Annotated in this window: 13 protein-coding genes and 1 pseudogene; 7 read left to right on the top strand and 7 right to left on the bottom strand. The window is 71.7% G+C overall.

All coding sequences use genetic code 11. From position 1 onward, the window contains the following. Positions 1 to 108: 108 nt before the first annotated feature. Positions 109 to 2067, bottom strand: a complete 1959-nt coding sequence (locus tag ITJ60_RS13910) for a lectin-like domain-containing protein (protein ID WP_194648346.1) — start codon at positions 2065 to 2067, stop codon at positions 109 to 111. Between the two features lie 124 nt (positions 2068 to 2191). Then, a complete protein-coding gene (locus tag ITJ60_RS13905) occupies positions 2192 to 3835 on the bottom strand; it encodes a glycoside hydrolase family 13 protein (protein WP_323749180.1) in 1644 nt (547 codons plus the stop codon). A gap of 106 nt (positions 3836 to 3941) precedes the next feature. On the opposite strand from ITJ60_RS13905, the gene ITJ60_RS13900 reads away from it, so the two are divergent. From ITJ60_RS13900 to ITJ60_RS13880, 5 genes are all read left to right on the top strand, one after another. Continuing rightward, entirely contained in the window at positions 3942 to 4499 is a 558-nt protein-coding gene (locus ITJ60_RS13900; RefSeq protein WP_111086916.1) for an NADPH-dependent FMN reductase, read from the top strand. A 152-nt stretch (positions 4500 to 4651) separates the two neighbouring features. Further along, a complete protein-coding gene (locus tag ITJ60_RS13895; RefSeq protein ID WP_123339939.1) occupies positions 4652 to 5164 on the top strand; it encodes a MarR family winged helix-turn-helix transcriptional regulator in 513 nt (170 codons plus the stop codon). A gap of 119 nt (positions 5165 to 5283) precedes the next feature. Then, positions 5284 to 5790 carry a Dps family protein gene (locus tag ITJ60_RS13890; RefSeq protein ID WP_123293434.1) on the top strand — a complete coding sequence of 169 codons (507 nt, stop codon included), beginning with the start codon at positions 5284 to 5286 and terminating at the stop codon, positions 5788 to 5790. An 8-nt stretch (positions 5791 to 5798) separates the two neighbouring features. Next, positions 5799 to 6599, top strand: coding sequence for an SDR family NAD(P)-dependent oxidoreductase (locus tag ITJ60_RS13885; RefSeq protein WP_123672171.1), 801 nt, complete (start codon positions 5799 to 5801; stop codon positions 6597 to 6599). A 14-nt stretch (positions 6600 to 6613) separates the two neighbouring features. Continuing rightward, entirely contained in the window at positions 6614 to 7807 is a 1194-nt protein-coding gene (locus tag ITJ60_RS13880) for an NAD(P)/FAD-dependent oxidoreductase (RefSeq protein WP_194648344.1), read from the top strand. Positions 7808 to 7906: 99 nt separating this feature from the next. On the opposite strand, the gene ITJ60_RS13875 is transcribed toward ITJ60_RS13880, so the two are convergent. The 5 genes and pseudogenes from ITJ60_RS13875 to ITJ60_RS13855 form a co-directional block, all read right to left on the bottom strand. Beyond that, positions 7907 to 8986, bottom strand: coding sequence for an alpha/beta fold hydrolase (locus ITJ60_RS13875; RefSeq protein WP_173169969.1), 1080 nt, complete (start codon positions 8984 to 8986; stop codon positions 7907 to 7909). Between the two features lie 71 nt (positions 8987 to 9057). After that, positions 9058 to 9933, bottom strand: a complete 876-nt coding sequence (locus ITJ60_RS13870) for an SMP-30/gluconolactonase/LRE family protein (RefSeq protein ID WP_194648343.1) — start codon at positions 9931 to 9933, stop codon at positions 9058 to 9060. A 61-nt stretch (positions 9934 to 9994) separates the two neighbouring features. Beyond that, the gene (locus tag ITJ60_RS13865) at positions 9995 to 10828 is read right to left on the bottom strand and encodes a DUF1206 domain-containing protein (RefSeq protein ID WP_123672176.1); all 834 of its coding nucleotides are present in this window, start codon (positions 10826 to 10828) and stop codon (positions 9995 to 9997) included. Between the two features lie 120 nt (positions 10829 to 10948). After that, positions 10949 to 11516 (bottom strand): annotated as a pseudogene (locus ITJ60_RS18955) (DUF6226 family protein). 52 nt (positions 11517 to 11568) lie between these two features. Continuing rightward, positions 11569 to 12735 carry an RtcB family protein gene (locus ITJ60_RS13855; protein WP_194648341.1) on the bottom strand — a complete coding sequence of 389 codons (1167 nt, stop codon included), beginning with the start codon at positions 12733 to 12735 and terminating at the stop codon, positions 11569 to 11571. A 550-nt stretch (positions 12736 to 13285) separates the two neighbouring features. On the opposite strand from ITJ60_RS13855, the gene ITJ60_RS13850 reads away from it, so the two are divergent. Together ITJ60_RS13850 and ITJ60_RS13845 are read left to right on the top strand one after the other, a co-directional pair. Then, positions 13286 to 15115 carry a glycoside hydrolase family 15 protein gene (locus tag ITJ60_RS13850; RefSeq protein ID WP_194648340.1) on the top strand — a complete coding sequence of 610 codons (1830 nt, stop codon included), beginning with the start codon at positions 13286 to 13288 and terminating at the stop codon, positions 15113 to 15115. A gap of 13 nt (positions 15116 to 15128) precedes the next feature. Further along, positions 15129 to 15731: a DUF1992 domain-containing protein gene (locus ITJ60_RS13845; protein WP_194648339.1), complete on the top strand. Its 603-nt coding sequence runs from the start codon at positions 15129 to 15131 to the stop codon at positions 15729 to 15731. Positions 15732 to 15803: the final 72 nt, after the last annotated feature.

The raw sequence follows: 15803 nt of genomic DNA, 5'->3' as shown, positions 1-15803 counted from the left end.
CCTACCGCCGCGGTGGCAGCCGACCGACCGCCGGGGGTCCGCAGCACTGAGGATGCTCGAATGCCGGCCGGGGTGGCGTCGCCCGGACGACGCCACCCCACCGCTGGATCAGGACCGTGGCTGGTCGTCCGTCACCACCGACCGCCGTCCACGCCGACGCGCGAGCCACCAGCAGGTCGAACCGGCCGCGACGACCACCGCGGCGAGTACGGCGACCAGCCCGAGGTCCTCGACGCCGGTGTAGGCGAGGGCGCCCCGTGCGGCCTGCGGCTCCGCGTCGGTGATGGGGCCACGGGGACCCCGGTCGCCGTCGCCGTCGTCACCGCGGGGAGCATCCGGCACCGATGCCGCGTCGTCGGGGTCGGGCGCCGGGGTCGGGGACGGGGTCGGCGCGGGACCCTCGTCGTCCTGGTCGACGACGATCGCGACCTCGGTCGACGGGTCGCCGCCGTCCGGGTCCGTCGGGGAGGTCGCCGTGGCCACGTTCACCACGTCGGAGCCGTCCCCCTGGTACTCCGGATCGAGCACGGCCCGGAGCCGGAAGTCGTGGGTCTCCCCCACGGCGAGCGCGACGTCGGAACGGCAGGTCACCCGCTGCCCCTCGGCCGTGCAGCCGTCGTCGGACCCGACGAACCGCATCGCGTCGGGCAGGTCGTCCGTCGCGCCGACCTGCTGGGCGACCGATGGCCCACGGTTCCGTGCGGTCACGGTGTACACGACCTCGTCGCCGGGCTCGACGGTCGTGGGTGAGACGGACTTGTCCGTCTCGACGTGCGCCGCGGCCACGGCCGTGACGACCGTGGTGCTCGCCCGCGAGGCGTTGTCGGCTTCGTTCGTGTCGGACATCGACGACGGCGGAGCGATGGTCGCGACGCTCTCGAGCGGCCCCTCGGCACCGTCGGCGATGCGCCCCTCGACGGTGACGACGGCCGATCCGCCGCGGGGCAGGGCGAGGTCCGTCTCGACGTCGCCCGCTCCTGACGCGACGGCGCAGCCCGAACCCGCTGCCGGCGCGCAGGTCCAGGTGGCGTCCTCGATGCCCTCGGGCACGTCCACCCGCAGGGGGCTCGGCTCGGAGTCGTTCGGACCGGGGTTCCGTGCGGTCACGGTGTACCGGACGGTGCTGCCGGCGACCGAGGTCGCGGGCAGGTCGTGCTCCACGGACAGGTCCGCCGGCTTCCGGACCCGGAGGGCGTCGATCTCGTGGGTGTTCACGTGGCTGCCGGTGGCGCCGGCGAATCCGATCCGCAGCGTGCTCGGCATCGGCACCTGTCCGTCGCCGTGCAGCGGGACCCCGTCGAGCACGGTGCGCATCACCTGACCGACCTGCAGCCGCACCGTCAGCGTGAGCTCGCCGTCCTCGCCCGGCAGCAGCGTGACGCGGACCGTGCGCGGCGTCGAGCCGGTCGTCACGGTGCCCCCGGGTGCCGGAGCCCCCGCGACGTAGCGGTAGCCGTCGTTCCCGTTGCCGGACCCGCGGACGACGACGTGGTCGGCCTGCGCCCTCGGCCCCGAGCCGTTGATCCGCGACGAGAAGTTGCCGTAGTGGTCGATCGCGATCGCGGCGAACCCACCAGGGACCCCGGGCAGGTCACACGCCTGTCCGCCGCCCTCGGTCTGCGTGCTCCGGCAGGCGTACCCGAGGCCGGCGCCGAACGCCCCGACCCCCTGCACGGCGGCGCCGTCGGCGAGGAAGAGCAGCAGGCCGTCAGCGCCGGGGTCGTCCTTGTCGGTGTGCATCGCGTAGTCGAACGCGATCTCGAGCCCGGTGCCCGACGGGAACGTGTCGTTCGTCGACCACGCCCCGGCCTGGTTCCGGACGTCGTCGGTCAGGCGGAGACGGCCGTCGACGATCGCGGCGTCGCCGCTCAGGGTGCCACCGGCCGCGCTGGTGAACGAGTTGTCGTAGGGGAAGTCGAGTGTCGCCGCACTCGAGCCGGTGGGCAGGATCGCAGGAGCCGCCAGGACGGCGAGGGCGGTCAGCGCGGTGCACACCGTCGCGAAGCGACGGGCAGCCCGCGACCGGAGCGGGTCCGGGACGGATGTCGGAGCAGTGGGTTCTGTCATGTCCCGATCGTCGCGATCGAGCGGTCACCGCAGGTCGAGCCGAAGCCGATCTGTGGATCGCAGCCACGGGCCTCCTGGCTGTGGAGGAAGAGCTGGGGAGGAAGACCGGCCAGAGGTGGTCCGCTCAGGCCAACCAGACCGTCGTCTCGCCCGGCAGCACGCCGGCCGCGTCACCGAGCGGCCCGGACGCGACCACGACGTCACCCGACGGCAGCGGCACGGGCGTCGTGCCGAGGTTCGTGACCGACCGCCACCCGTCGTGCCGGGCGAAGGCGACCACGTCGTCGGGGGCGTCCAGCCAGGTGAGCTCCTCCCCCTGCTGCAACCGGCGACGAGCGTCGAGCGCTGCCCGGTACAGGGACAGCGTCGATGCCGGATCCCCGTCCTCCGCCTGCACCGACGACGCCCCGAAGTCCGCGGGCTGCGGCAGCAGCGGCGCGACGTCCCCGAAGCCGAACGACGGTCCGGAGGTCGTCCACGGGATCGGCACACGGCACCCGTCCCGGCCCTTGACGGTGTGTCCTGAGCGCAGCCACTTCGGGTCCTGCAGCTGGTCACGCGGGATCGCGGCGGCTTCGTGCAGGCCGAGTTCCTCGCCCTGGTAGACGTACGACGACCCGGGCAACGCGAGCATCAGCAGGGTCGCGGCGCGGGCACGGCGGAGGCCCCGCTCGCGGTCGAGCTCGGGGGTGGTGCCGTCGGTCAGCAACCACGCGTCGGTGTCGGTGTCGTCCGGCAGGCCGTAGCGGCTGGCGTGCCGCACGACGTCGTGGTTCGACAGCACCCAGGTGCTCGACGCACCGGACTGCTCGGACGCCGCCAGGTTCCGCTCGATGATGCTCCGGAACTCGGCAGCCTCGAACGGCGCCTCGAGCAGGTCGAAGTTGAACGCCTGCCCGAGTTCGGTGGGCCGGGCGTACAGGACGCGTCGCGGTGCCGGTGCCCAGGCCTCGGCGACGGCGGCCCGGGGCGGGTCGTACTCGTCGAGCACGGTGCGCCAGGACGCGAAGACCTCGTGCACCTCGTCGCGGTCGTACAGCGGGTCGGAGCCGTCGAGCGGCAGCGCGTGCTCGTTCGATGCCCGGTACGGCGTCGACAGGTCCTTCGCCAGGCCGTGTGCGACGTCGACCCGGAAGCCGTCGACCCCGCGGTCCGACCAGAAGCGCAGCGTGTCCTCGAAATCCGCACGGACGGACGGGTTCGACCAGTCCAGGTCGGGCTGCTCGGGTGCGAAGAGGTGCAGGTACCACTGACCGTCCGCGACCCTCGTCCAGGCGCTCCCGCCGAAGTTCGACACCCAGTCGCTCGGCGGCAGTTCCCCGGCGGGACCGCTTCCGTCGCGGAACACGTACCGCGCCCGTTCCGGCGAGCCCGGTGCGGATGCGAGCGCCGCGCGGAACCACTCGTGCTCGTCCGAGGTGTGGTTCGGCACGATGTCCACGATCACCCGCAGGTCGTGCTCGTGCGCGGCCCGGAGCAGGGCGTCCAGGTCCTCGAGCGAACCGAGTCGCGGATCGACCGCCCGGTAGTCGGCCACGTCGTACCCGCCGTCAGCGAGGGGCGACGGGAAGAACGGCGAGAGCCACAACGCGTCGACGCCGAGCGCCGCCAGGTACGGCACGCGGCTGGTGATGCCCGCGACGTCGCCCAGGCCGTCGGCGTTCGAGTCCGCGAAGCTGCGTGGGTAGACCTGGTAGACGACGGCATCGCGCCACCAGTCCGGGTTCGTCGTGCGGGGTGTGCTGGCCGGCGTCCGAAGCGTGCTCACGTCGCCACCGTACCCAGCGGTCTGGGAATAGCACGCCGTACGCTCGGATTGGTTGTCGCAGACACCTTTCCGTCCCAGAACAACGTCTCGAACCAGAAGGATCACCATGACGAACGTCCTCGCACTCGTCGGCAGCCTCCGCGCCGACTCCATCAACCGCAAGCTCGCCGAGGCCGCGGCGCACCACGCACCGGAGGGCATCGAGGTCACCACGTTCGACGGCATCGTCGACCTGCCGTTCTACAACGAGGACATCGACGGCGACACCCCGCCGGCCGCCGCCGTCGCCTTCCGCGACGCGATCGCCGCCGCGGACGCCGTCCTGCTCGTCACCCCCGAGTACAACGGCACGATCCCGGCGGTGCTGAAGAACGCCCTCGACTGGGCATCGCGTCCGTTCGGCGCCTCGCCGCTGTCCGGCAAGCCGCTCGCCGCCATCGGTTCCGCGTTCGGGCAGTACGGCGGCGTGTGGGCTCACGACGACGCCCGCAAGGTCGCCGGCATCGCCGGTGCGAAGGTCCTGGAGGACGTCAAGGTCGCGATCCCGCAGTCGGTCGTCCGCTTCGCGGAGACCCACCCGCGCGAGGACGCCGAGGTCACCTCGCTCGTCCAGGGCGCGCTGAACGCACTCGCCGACGCCTCGACGGAGCAGGCCGCCGCGTAGAGCGACCGGGTGCGGTCGACCGCACCACAGGACGGACGGGAGGCCCGTGGCGACCCCGCCACGGGCCTCCCGTCCTGCATGCGGGAACGAAGCAGGCACACCCACAGGAAGTCGCTAGACGGCCTCCATACGAGACGGACTAGCCTGTGCCAATGGCAACGCAGGAGATCACCGAGGCGTCCGGGTACTGGTTCCCCGACGACGACGCGACCCAGCGCGGGGTGGCCGTGCTCAACGCCCTGCGACGCTACCGGGCCGCCGAGACCGCGATGCGCCGTCGCACCCGCGACTCGATGGGCATGGGCGAGACCGACCTGCTCGCCGTGCGCTTCCTGCTGCAGTCGCAGCGCTCGGGCCGCAGCATCAGCCCGAAGGACCTCGCCGCCTACCTCAAGATCTCGTCGGCCTCGACCACGATCCTGATCGACCGCCTGGTGAAGTCGAACCACGTGCGTCGCGACCCGCACCCCACCGACCGTCGAGCGCTCGTGATCACCCCGACGACCGAGACCGACGACGAGGTCCGCGCGACCCTCGGCATCATGCACCGCCGGATGATGTCGATCGCCGAGGGACTGCCAGCGGACGAGGCGCGCATCGTGGCGTCGTTCCTCGAGCAGATGCGCGGCGCCGTCGACCAGGTCGACCCGGCACCGGCCCACTGACCGGCGCGAACACACGCGGTCGAACGCCCGGGGGACAGCGCGGTTCCGTGCGCACTGAGAGTGGTCTCGGCCGCACCGCGTAGACCGGAAGGGTCACCGACGCGAAAGGAGCCACCACCATGCACGCTTCGGACAAGATGGCCAAGAACCTCCAGGCGGTCCTCGTGGACCTCATCGACCTGCACCTCCAGGGCAAGCAGGCCCACTGGAACATCCTCGGCACGAACTTCCGCGACCTGCACCTGCAGCTCGACGAGATCGTCGATGCCGCACGCGAGTTCGCCGACGACACGGCGGAGCGCATGCGCGCCCTGTACGCCGTGCCGGACGGACGCTCGAGCACGGTCGCCGCGTCGAGCCACCTCGACCAGTTCCCCGAGGGCGAGATCACGACGCACGACGCCATCGACCAGGTGACGCTCCGCCTCTACCAGGCGACCGGCACCATGCGCGACGTGCACGACGAGGTCGACGACGAGGACCCGACGACCGCGGACCTGCTCCACGGCTTCATCGAGCGCCTCGAGCAGCTCGCGTGGATGGTCTCGGCCGAGAACCGCGCACCGAGCACGCCGCTGGCCTCCGCCACGACGCCCGCCGTCGCCGACGCCTCGGCGCACGCCTAGCGGGCCCCGTGGACCTCGGCATCCAGGGCAAGACCGCTCTCGTCTTCGGTGCCGACTCCGGCATCGGCTGGAACACGGCTCGCATCCTCCTGGCGGAGGGTGCGACCGTGGTCGTGAGCGACCTCGACCAGGCGCAGCTCGACAACAGCGCCGACCAACTCGAGGCGCCGCTCGGCAAGCTGCACGCGTTCGCGGCCGACGTCACGAGCGCGGCGAGCCTGGCGGACCTGCACGGCAAGGTGCGGGACGCCGTCGGCGCGATCGACATCCTGGTGCAGTCCTCGGGCGTCACCGGCGCCCAGGGACTGTTCCACGAGATCGACGAGCAGGGCTGGGCCGACACCATCGACGTCGACCTGATGGGTCCTGTCCGCATCACACGCGAGTTCATCGGCGACCTGCGGCAGGGCGGTTGGGGCCGGATCGTGTACCTCGTGTCCGAGGACGCCTCGCAGCCCTACGACGACGAACTGCCCTACTGCGCCGCGAAGGCGGGGGTCCTGTCGTTCGCGAAGGGCCTGTCGCGCACCTACGCGCAGGAGGGCGTGCTCGTGAACACCGTCAGCCCCGCGTTCATCCACACGCCCATGACGGACGCGATGATGAACAAGCGCGCGAAGGAGACGAACCAGAGCTTCGAGGACGCGATCACGAGCTTCCTCGACGAGGAACGTCCCTACATGGAGCTGAAGCGCCGCGGTGAGCCGGAAGAGGTCGCGAACGTCATCGCGTTCCTCTGCTCCGATCTCGCGAGCTTCGTCAACGGCTCCAACTACCGGGTCGACTCCGGCTCGGTCGCCACGATCTGACGCCGGGAGGCACCGTGACCGACTACCGATACCTCATCATCGGCGGCGGGATGGTCGCCGACGCCGCAGCCCGCGGTGTCCGCGAGCTCGACGCCGACGGCACGATCGGCATCCTCAGCGAGGACGTCGACCGGCCCTACGCCCGCCCCGCCCTGTCGAAGAAGCTGTGGACCGACCCGGACTTCAGCTGGGACGAGAAGGTCGACCTGCACACCGAGGAGACCGGGGCGTCGTTCGTCCTCGGCACCGCGGTGACGGGGATCGACCGGGCCGCGAAGACCGTGACCACCGCCGACGGCCAGACCCACGGCTACGAGCGGCTGCTCATCGCGACCGGCGGCAAGCCCCGCGGGTTGCCGGGCCTGGAGCCCTCGGACCGCGTGCTCGACTACCGCAGCGCCGACGACTACCGGAAGCTCCGCGAGCTCGCCGACGCCGGGGCGCACGTGGTCGTCGTCGGTGGCGGCTACATCGGCCAGGAGATCACCGCGGGGGTCGTGCAGAACGGCGCCCGCGTCACCTTGGTCGACCCCGACGACATCGTGGGCGGCCGGATGTTCCCGGACGACCTCGCGCGGGCGTTCCAGCAGCGCTTCGTCGACGCCGGCGTGGACCTCCGACTCGGACGCCGGGTCGAGTCCGGCACGCAGACGGCCGACGGGGTCACGCTCACGCTCGACGACGGCTCCGTGCTCGAAGCAGACGCCGTGGTCGCCGGACTCGGCATCGAGCCCGCCACCCAGCTCGCCGCCGACGCCGGTCTGACCGTGCGCGACGGCATCGTGGTCTCGTCGACGCTGCTCACCGACGACGACTCGGTCTTCGCGGCCGGCGACGTCGCCGAGTACCCGGACCGGATCCTCGGGACCCGCCGGGTCGAGCACGTCGACAACGCGCAGCAGCAGGGTCGGCAGGCGGGCCGGAACCTCGCCGACGCCGACGAGACCTACGACCACACGCCGATGTTCTACTCCGACGTCTTCGACATGGGGTACGAAGCGGTGGGGCAGGTCTCCACGAAGCTCCGCACGGTCGAGGACTGGCAGGACCCCACCGTCACCGGTGTCGTCTACTACCTGGACGACGACGACCTGGTTCGCGGCGTGCTGCTCTGGAACGTGTGGGACAAGACCGACGAGGCCCGCAAGGTCCTCGCCGAGGCGCATGCGCTGACGCCCGACATGCTGCCGGGCCGCATCACGGCCTGACCGGCGCACGGGTCGCCCTGGACGCGACCGACGGGAGGCCCGGTGCCGGTTCTCTGAACCGGCCCCGGGCCTCCCGTCAGCTGCGTGCAGTGCCCGGTGTCAGCGGTTCGGGTCGGCCTCGGGTGCGACGGCGTCGACGACCGCCTTGCGGTCGGCGGGGTCGACCGGCAGGTCGTCCCCGTCTGCCATCGCGACCGCATGGGCGGACTTCGCCGCCTCGAGCGTCTCGTCGTCGTTCTTGGCCATGCCGACCAGTTCGACGAAGCGCGACTTCACGAGCATCCACGCCTCGCTCGGGCTCAGGCGCGACAGGTCGGACGCCGTCGAGTCGTCGCGCACCCGCTGCAGCGAACCGACCCCGCGGTCCGGCAGCCGGTGGTCGACGTGCGCGACCGCCAGCTGCGCGACCGCGTCGGCCTGGGCGTGCATGACGGAGTGGGCGCCGTCGACGACCTCGCGCAGCACCGCGTAGGGGAACACTCGTGCGAGCCGCCGGATCCAGTCCCGCGGGACCATCGCGTCGTGCTCGCCGCGGACGATGAGGGTGCGCGCCTGCACGTGGGCCGCGCGCTCCTCGATCGGGAACGCGATCATCCGGGGCAGCACCTTCGAGAACCAGTGCCATCCGCACAGCGCGTACGCCGTGATGCCGTGCCACCGGACCGCCGAGGGCTCGTGCAGGGTCGACCGCAGGAACCGGAACGCGGACTGGCGGACCGTGCGCGCGTGCGAGTCGACGACCGGGCTGATGAGCACGAGGTCCGAGATCTCCGGGTGCCGCGCCGCGACCTCGGTCACGACCTGGGTGCCCATCGAGTGGCCGACCAGGACCGGGTCGACCAGGCCGAGGTCGTCGATGACCTTCTCGACGGCGTCGGCGTACCGCTCGATCGAGACCTTCCCGCGGAACCGGGGAACGCCCGCGAAGCCGGGCAGGTCGAGGGCGTGGACCGGGCCGTTCTCGTTGAGGTGCGGGGCGAGCCGCTCGTAGTAGGTGGCCGCGATGCCGAGGCCGGCGACGAGCAGGAACGCGCGCTCCCCCGGCTCGCCGATCGAACTCACGCGGACGTACGTGCCGTCGACCGCGACCCGGTCCACCTCGACGGTGACGTCGGCGTTCTCGGCCTCCGCGAGTTCGCTGGCCGGGTCCGGGGTGGCTGCCGTGCGCTCGTCGTTCACGTGGGTCTCCTCGGGTCGGGCGAGCGCCCACGATACCCGCGGACACCGCCGCAGCGTGCGCTCCCGCCCGGTCAGCCGCTGAAGGTGTTCGCGGGGAACCCGTGCACCCGCGTCGGCACCGCCAGGATCGCCCCCGACGACGGGTGCTCCTCCAGCTGCTCCTCGGTGAGGTTCTCCCGTGCCGAGGCGACGAACAGCGTCGACATGTCGGGGCCGCCGAAGGCCACCGACGTCACGTTCGGGGTGGGCAGCTCCACGGTCTCGAGGTGCGACCCGTCGGGGCCGTACCGCTCCACCCGGCCGCCGCCGTAGACCGCACTCCACGAGCAGCCCTCGTCGTCGCGGACCAGACCGTCGTGGGCGTGGCCGACGACGAACGGTTCGAGTTCGCCGAGTTCGCCGTCCGGACCGTACGACCCACGGTAGATCGTCGATGCGCTCGTGTCGGTGACGTACATCACGGTGCCGTCGTCCGACCACTCGAAGCCGTTCGTCACGCCGAAGCCGCCGCGGAGCACGCGCGTCGCACCGTCCGCCTCGACCGAGTACAGCGCGCCGTCCGGCTCGCCCGTCGTCAGGTTCATGCTGCCGACCAGGAACCGGCCGAACGGGTCGCACTTGCCCTCGTTGAACCGGAGCCCGGCCGTGGCGTGCTCGACGCGGGTGAGTTCGCGCTCGACCACCCCGTGCTCGTCCGTCACGACGACCGTGTCCCCGAGCGCCGCGACGAACCCGCCGGCGGCCCGCGGCTGGAAGCTCGCCAGCGGCGGCGGGAGCGGGACGGTCGACACGACGGTGCCGTCGGACTGCGCGGTGACGAGGGTGCCGAGGGTGATGTCGGTCCAGCGGAGGAGCTGCTCCGACGGATCCCACACGATGCTCTCGGCGAGGACCGCCCGGGCGTCGGAGAAGACGGTCACGGGTCCGGTCGTCGCGCTGGTGCTCATCGGACCGGTCTACCGGCGCCGGCTCCGTGCTCCCTCAGCCGGACCGAGCTCGCCCGGCACGTCAGAGGCGGGCGTACCGCGCGCGGAAGAAGCTGTAGACGCCGAAGGCGAGGAACCCGATGCCGATCGCGACCAGGACGAACACGCCGCCGGGCATCGAGCGCACCGCGTCGAACGCCGCGTCGAGGCCCGTCGCCTGGTCCGGGTCGCTCCGCAGTCCGGCCACACCGATGAGGACACCGACGATGACCACGGCGATGCCCTTGCCGACGTACCCGACGACCCCGAGCACCGTGACCACCCGGTCGAGCGTCCCCGACGGCCGGGTGATCTGCTTCCGGAACGTCCGCCGACACCCGATCACCACGAGCCCGATGCCGACGGCGACCGCGATCGCGCCGGCGAGGAGCAGCACGAACACCCCGCCGGGCGTCGCGAGGGTCTTCGCCGCGGCACTCTGCGACGAGCTGCTGGAACTCGACCCGGCACCGAGGGCGTACGACGCCGACGAGTACGCGATGATGCCGTAGACCACGGCCTTCGCGACGTCCTTCGCCCGGGCGAGCCACCCGCGCGTGCTGTCCGACCGGCCGCCGACGACGGCCTCGACGATCAGCCGCACGGTGAGTGCGGCCGTGCCGATCGCGATCAGCCAGAGCAGGAAGACCCCGCCCGGAACGGCGGCGATCTGCTGCAGTGCTCCGGACTGGTCGGTCTCACCGCCGGAGGACGCGTTGCCGATGCCGAGCAGGATCGCGAGGTACCCGATCAGCAGGTGGACGATGCCGCTGCCGACGAAGCCGGCGCGAGCGGTCAGCTCGAACCAGCGGCTGTCCGCCGCTCGTCGGACCTGTCGTCCGGTCTCCCGTGCTGCGTGCTCTGCTGTGTCGCTCATCCGGTCAAGCGTGCCCGACGCGGGCCGGTCTGTCCGGGCCGCGCCGGGCTGTGGACGCTGCCCGGCACCAGACGGGAGGCGCGGGGCGGGTCCGATCCGCGCCTCCCGTCTGCACCGTCGTCAGCGCACCCACCAGGCCGCGCCGACCAGGGTGCGCCGCCCCCGACGGCGCTCGCCGCGCCGCGCTGCGGCGACCGCCGCAGCGACGTCCCCGGTGTTGCCCGTGGCACTCCAGCCGTCCGCCGTCGCGACGATCCACGAGTGCTTCGAGTCGATGAGGACGAAGCCGCCACCGAGGATCCCGACGAACATCTCGTCGACCGCCTCGAGCAGGATCTCGGAGCCGTCGTCGCACGCATCGCACCCGCAGTTCGGCTGTGATCCGACCACGGCAGCCGGGTCGCCGACGGAGAGGTCGACGGCGGTGCCCGGGAGACCGTCCATCGACCTGACGTCGACGTCGAGGGGCAGCGCGCCGTCGACGGCAGGGACGAGCCGGAGGACGCCGTCGGGCCGCGTGGTCCGGCTCGGCCAGGCCGAGGTCGACGAGCACCTCGACCCAGACGGCCACGCGCGCACCGATCACGAGGTACCGCTCGGGGTCGGTGACGCGGGAGTACTCCTCGTCCAGCGGATCGCGGTCCGGATGCGGGGCCGGCCACGAGACGTCACGCTCGGGCCGCGCCACCCACGCGGACTCGACGGCGCGCAGGACGTCGGGCAGGGTCGCGACCGTCACGTCAGTCCCCCTTCACGTTGACGACCTGCCGCAGCGTGTGCCGGATCGACACGAGGTCCGACGCATCCGCCATGACCTGGTCGATCGGCTTGTACGCGCCCGGGATCTCGTCGAGGAACGCGTCGGTGTCGCGGTACTCGATGCCGACCATCGCCTCGCGCAGCTGGTCGTGGGTGAAGGTCCGGCGTGCGGCGCTCCGCGAGAACAGCCGACCGGCACCGTGCGGCGACGACTCGAGCGACGGCTTGTTGCCGAGGCCCTCGACGACGTACGACGCCGTGCCCATCGACCCGGGGATCAGCCCGGCCTGTCCGGCCGTCGCCTGGATCGCTCCCTTGCGGGACACCCACACGGACTTCCCCCAGTGCGTCTCGCGCTGCGTGAAGTTGTGGTGGCAGTTGATCCGCTCCTGCTCGTCGACGGGGGTACCGACGACCTCGGACAGCTGCCGCACGACGCGGTCCATCATCTCCTCGCGGTTGAGCAGGGCGAAGTGCTGTGCCCACCGCAGCTCGGCGATGTACCGGTCGAACTCGGGCGTTCCCTCGACCAGGTAGGCCAGGTCGGGGTCCGCCAGCTGGATCCACCAGCGCTCCATCAGCCGCTTGGCGACCGTGATGTGCCGCTGCGCGATCTTGTTGCCGACACCCCGCGATCCAGAGTGCAGGAACAGCCAGACGCGGTCCTGCTCGTCGAGGGAGACCTCGATGAAGTGGTTCCCGGAGCCGAGCGTGCCGAGCTGGTTGCGCCAGCCGCCGTGCGCCTGCGCGGGGTCGAACCCGGCGGCGTCGGCCATCGCCTCGAGCTCGGCGATCCGCGGCTCGGCGGTCGCGACGATCCTCCGGTTCGACGCGCCGGCCGACAGCGGGATCGCGCGCTCGATCTGCTCGCGCAGCTCCTGCAGGTCCGCGGGCAGGTCGGCCTCGGTGAACTGGGTCCGGACCGCGATCATGCCGCAGCCGATGTCGACGCCGACGGCAGCCGGCATGACCGCGCCGAGCGTCGGGATGACGGAACCGACGGTGGCGCCGAGGCCGAGGTGGGCGTCGGGCATCAGGGCCAGGTGCGGGAACACGAACGGCATGCGTGCGGTCGTGCGGGCCTGCTGCTCGGTGTTGTCCTCGAGCATCGAGGCCCAACTCAGCAGCCGGTCGTTGATCTTCTTCATTGCTTCGTCTCGCTTTCAGGACGGTCGTCTGGACGGTCGTCTGGACGGTTGTCTGGACGGTCTTCGATGACGGTCCGGGACGGTGTCCGGCCTGCGCTCCAGGCGACGTCGAGCACGACGTGGCGAGGATGAGCAGGACGACGAACGCCCCGGGCCGGGTGGGCACGGGGCGTCGTGGGACGTGCCGTGCCTACGCGGGATAGCGGAGGGACCACTGCTGCTGCGGTTCGGGCAGCACGGCGGTCGCGTCGAGCTGGAGCTCGACGCGTTCCTCGTTGTGCTGCACGGCGCGCATGCGCGGTCCTTCCGGTGTGCCCGGGGCGGGCGTTCCTGCCGGCGGCGTTGATGCCGCTGGCGTTCCTGCCGACGGCGTTGATGCCGCTGGCGTCCTGCCGATGGGCAGGAGAGCGACAGTAGTGCGACACGCCCGGGGTGCGCAACTCACCCGGGCGTGTCGCGGGTCGTGCACAGCCGTGGGCCCGTTCCGCGCCCTGCACAGCGGGGTACGTCCGCCTGATGGTCGTGCCCCGGGCCCGGGCAGTCTGGGTGCATGACGGAGCGCACCGAAGACACCCTCGACGCGGTCGACACCCACGCACGCACCGACGGGTACGCCCCGCTCCGCACCTACGGAGCGATCGGCGACGGCCGGACCGTCGCGCTCATCGCCCGCGACGGGCAGATCGACTGGCTGCCGATCCCCTCGATGGACTCACCGCCCGTGTTCGCGGAGATCCTCGACGCCGAACACGGCGGCCACGTGGTGCTCCGCCCGGTGGACCGGTCGGCCGAGGTGACCCGCGAGTACCTGCCCGGCACCAACGTGCTCGTCACGACGTGGACGACACCGTCCGGCAGTGCGACCGTGACGGACGCGATGGTCACCGGCGTCGCCGGCCGCCTGCCGTGGGCCGAGGTCGCGCGCTGCGTCCAGGGGGTCAGCGGCTCCGTGGAGTTCGAGTGGGCCGTCGTGCCCGGAACCCTGCTGGGCACTGCTGAACCGAAGCGCCTCGACACCGCGAACGGTGCCGTCATCGGCATCGACGGCATCACGATCGCGATCGTCGAGCAGGGGTTCGACCCGGTGGACGACGACCGCCCGCGCTTCTCCGGCCGGTTCACCACCGGCGACGGATCGAAGCACATCCTGACCATCGTGGGCACGCACGACGAGCCGATCTTCATGCCGCGGCCGGAGAGTGCACTCGCCGCGATGGACCGGACGATCGACAACTGGGCGACCTGGTCGGAGGAGTTCTCCTACGACGGCCCCTGGGCCGAGGCGGTGCAGCGCAGCGCCCTCGCCCTGAAGCTGCTCATCTTCTCGCCGACCGGAGCGATCGCGGCGGCGCCGACCACGAGCCTGCCCGAGGACCGGACCGGCGGCAAGAACTGGGACTACCGGTTCGCCTGGGTGCGCGACCTGTCGTACACCGTGCACGCCCTGACCCGGTTCGGCCTGCGCGAGGAGACGCACGCGGCGGTGTCGTGGGTGATGCGCACCATCGCCGAGCACGACGAGGACATGCCGATCTTCTACGAGCTCGACGGCACGAAGAGCGACGACGTCGAGGAGCGCGACGTCCCCGGGTGGAACGGCATCGGCCCGGTGACGGTGGGCAACCGCGCCGGCGACCAGCTGCAGCTCGGGGTCTGGGGTGACGTCTTCGAGATCCTGCGTCAGTACGTGAACGCCGGCAACGTCCTGGACCGGAAGACCGCGGCCGTCCTGCAGCAACTCGCCGACGACGCCTGCCACCGGTGGGAGGAGGCGGACTCGGGCATGTGGGAGCTCGAGGACACCCAGCACTACGTCACGAGCAAGATCGGCTGCTGGCAGGCCCTCGACGCCGCGGTGGACCTCCACGACGCCGGGATGATCGACGGGCCGCGCGAGAAGTGGGTCGAGAACCGCGAGCTCATCGAGCAGTGGGTCGCCGAGCACGGCTGGGACGAGGAACGCGGGCACTACGTGATGTACCCGGGTTCGGATGCGCTCGACACGTCGATCCTGCTGCACGCGATGAGCTCCTTCGACCGCGGCCCACGCATGGCGTCGACCATCCGGGCGATCGAGGAGCAGCTGCAGCGCGGACCGCTGGTGTACCGCTACTCGGGCATCGAGGACGAGGAGTCGCCCTTCGTCGCGTGCTCGTTCTGGCTCGCTGCCGCGATGGCCTGCACGGGCCGGATCGACGACGCTCGGACCCTGATGGACGAGATGGTCGGCCAGGCGAACGACGTCGGGCTGTTCAGCGAGATGATCAGCGAGGACGGCTCCTTCATGGGCAACCTCCCGCAGGGGCTGTCGCACCTGGCGCTCATCCAGGCAGCGCTGACCATCGAGGAACTGACTGGCGAGGACGACCGCTCGGAGTGATCATGGAGGGGTCATGAACGACGTCGATGCACGGATGGACCGGCTCCGCAGGGCCGCGCGCTACCGCTACCAGCAGCTGGTCGACAGCGAGATCGAGCGGGGGTCGCTCGATCCGGACGAGGTGCGTGAGGAACGCCGGCTGCTCAAGGCGGCCGACGTCGCCGCACATGCTCGGGCGCAGATCGAGGAGGCCGAGCGCCGCGGCGTCTTCGAGGGCAATCCGTACCACGGCAAGCCCCTGCCCGGGAACGACGGGCAGCACGACCCGGACTGGTGGATCCGCTCCAAGATCGAACGTGAGGACATCCGCGGCATCGCCCCGCCCGCCCTCGCACTCCGCACCGAGGACGCGGAACTCGACGACGCCCTCGACGCACTGTCGACAGCGGCCGACGTGCGCGATGTCCTGGTGGACTTCAACGCACGGGTGAAGGAGGCCCGACGCCAGCTGCTCGGTGGGCCGCCGGTCGTGACGCCGCTGCGGGACGTCGACGACGAGGTGGCCGCGTGGCGAGCGCGCCGAGATGCCCGTCTCGCCGAGGCCGCAGCGGCTGCGGCCGCACTGGCGGCCGGGTCTGACGAGCGACCTCGTCGGTGGTGGCACCGGCGTCGCTGAACGTGGTGAAGGGCCGTCCCGGTTGCCCGGGGCGGCCCTTCACGTGTGGTGCGGTGGTGCGTGTGGTGCGGG

Source organism: Curtobacterium sp. VKM Ac-2884 (assembly GCF_015350945.1).
Lineage (GTDB): Bacteria > Actinomycetota > Actinomycetes > Actinomycetales > Microbacteriaceae > Curtobacterium.
The sequence above is the reverse complement of the archived record's forward strand: the minus strand, read 5'-3'. Positions and strand labels throughout refer to the sequence as shown.

Excerpts from the sequence above, each read along its gene's own strand:
- ITJ60_RS13850 (WP_194648340.1), top strand. The coding sequence starts at position 13,286 with ATGACGGAGCGCACCGAAGACACCCTCGACGCGGTCGACACCCACGCA.
- ITJ60_RS13910 (WP_194648346.1), bottom strand. The coding sequence starts at position 2,067 with ATGACAGAACCCACTGCTCCGACATCCGTCCCGGACCCGCTCCGGTCG.
- ITJ60_RS13870 (WP_194648343.1), bottom strand. The coding sequence starts at position 9,933 with ATGAGCACCAGCGCGACGACCGGACCCGTGACCGTCTTCTCCGACGCC.
- ITJ60_RS13865 (WP_123672176.1), bottom strand. The coding sequence starts at position 10,828 with ATGAGCGACACAGCAGAGCACGCAGCACGGGAGACCGGACGACAGGTC.
- ITJ60_RS13900 (WP_111086916.1), top strand. The coding sequence starts at position 3,942 with ATGACGAACGTCCTCGCACTCGTCGGCAGCCTCCGCGCCGACTCCATC.
- ITJ60_RS13855 (WP_194648341.1), bottom strand. The coding sequence starts at position 12,735 with ATGAAGAAGATCAACGACCGGCTGCTGAGTTGGGCCTCGATGCTCGAG.
- ITJ60_RS13890 (WP_123293434.1), top strand. The coding sequence starts at position 5,284 with ATGCACGCTTCGGACAAGATGGCCAAGAACCTCCAGGCGGTCCTCGTG.
- ITJ60_RS13845 (WP_194648339.1), top strand. The coding sequence starts at position 15,129 with ATGAACGACGTCGATGCACGGATGGACCGGCTCCGCAGGGCCGCGCGC.
- ITJ60_RS13895 (WP_123339939.1), top strand. The coding sequence starts at position 4,652 with ATGGCAACGCAGGAGATCACCGAGGCGTCCGGGTACTGGTTCCCCGAC.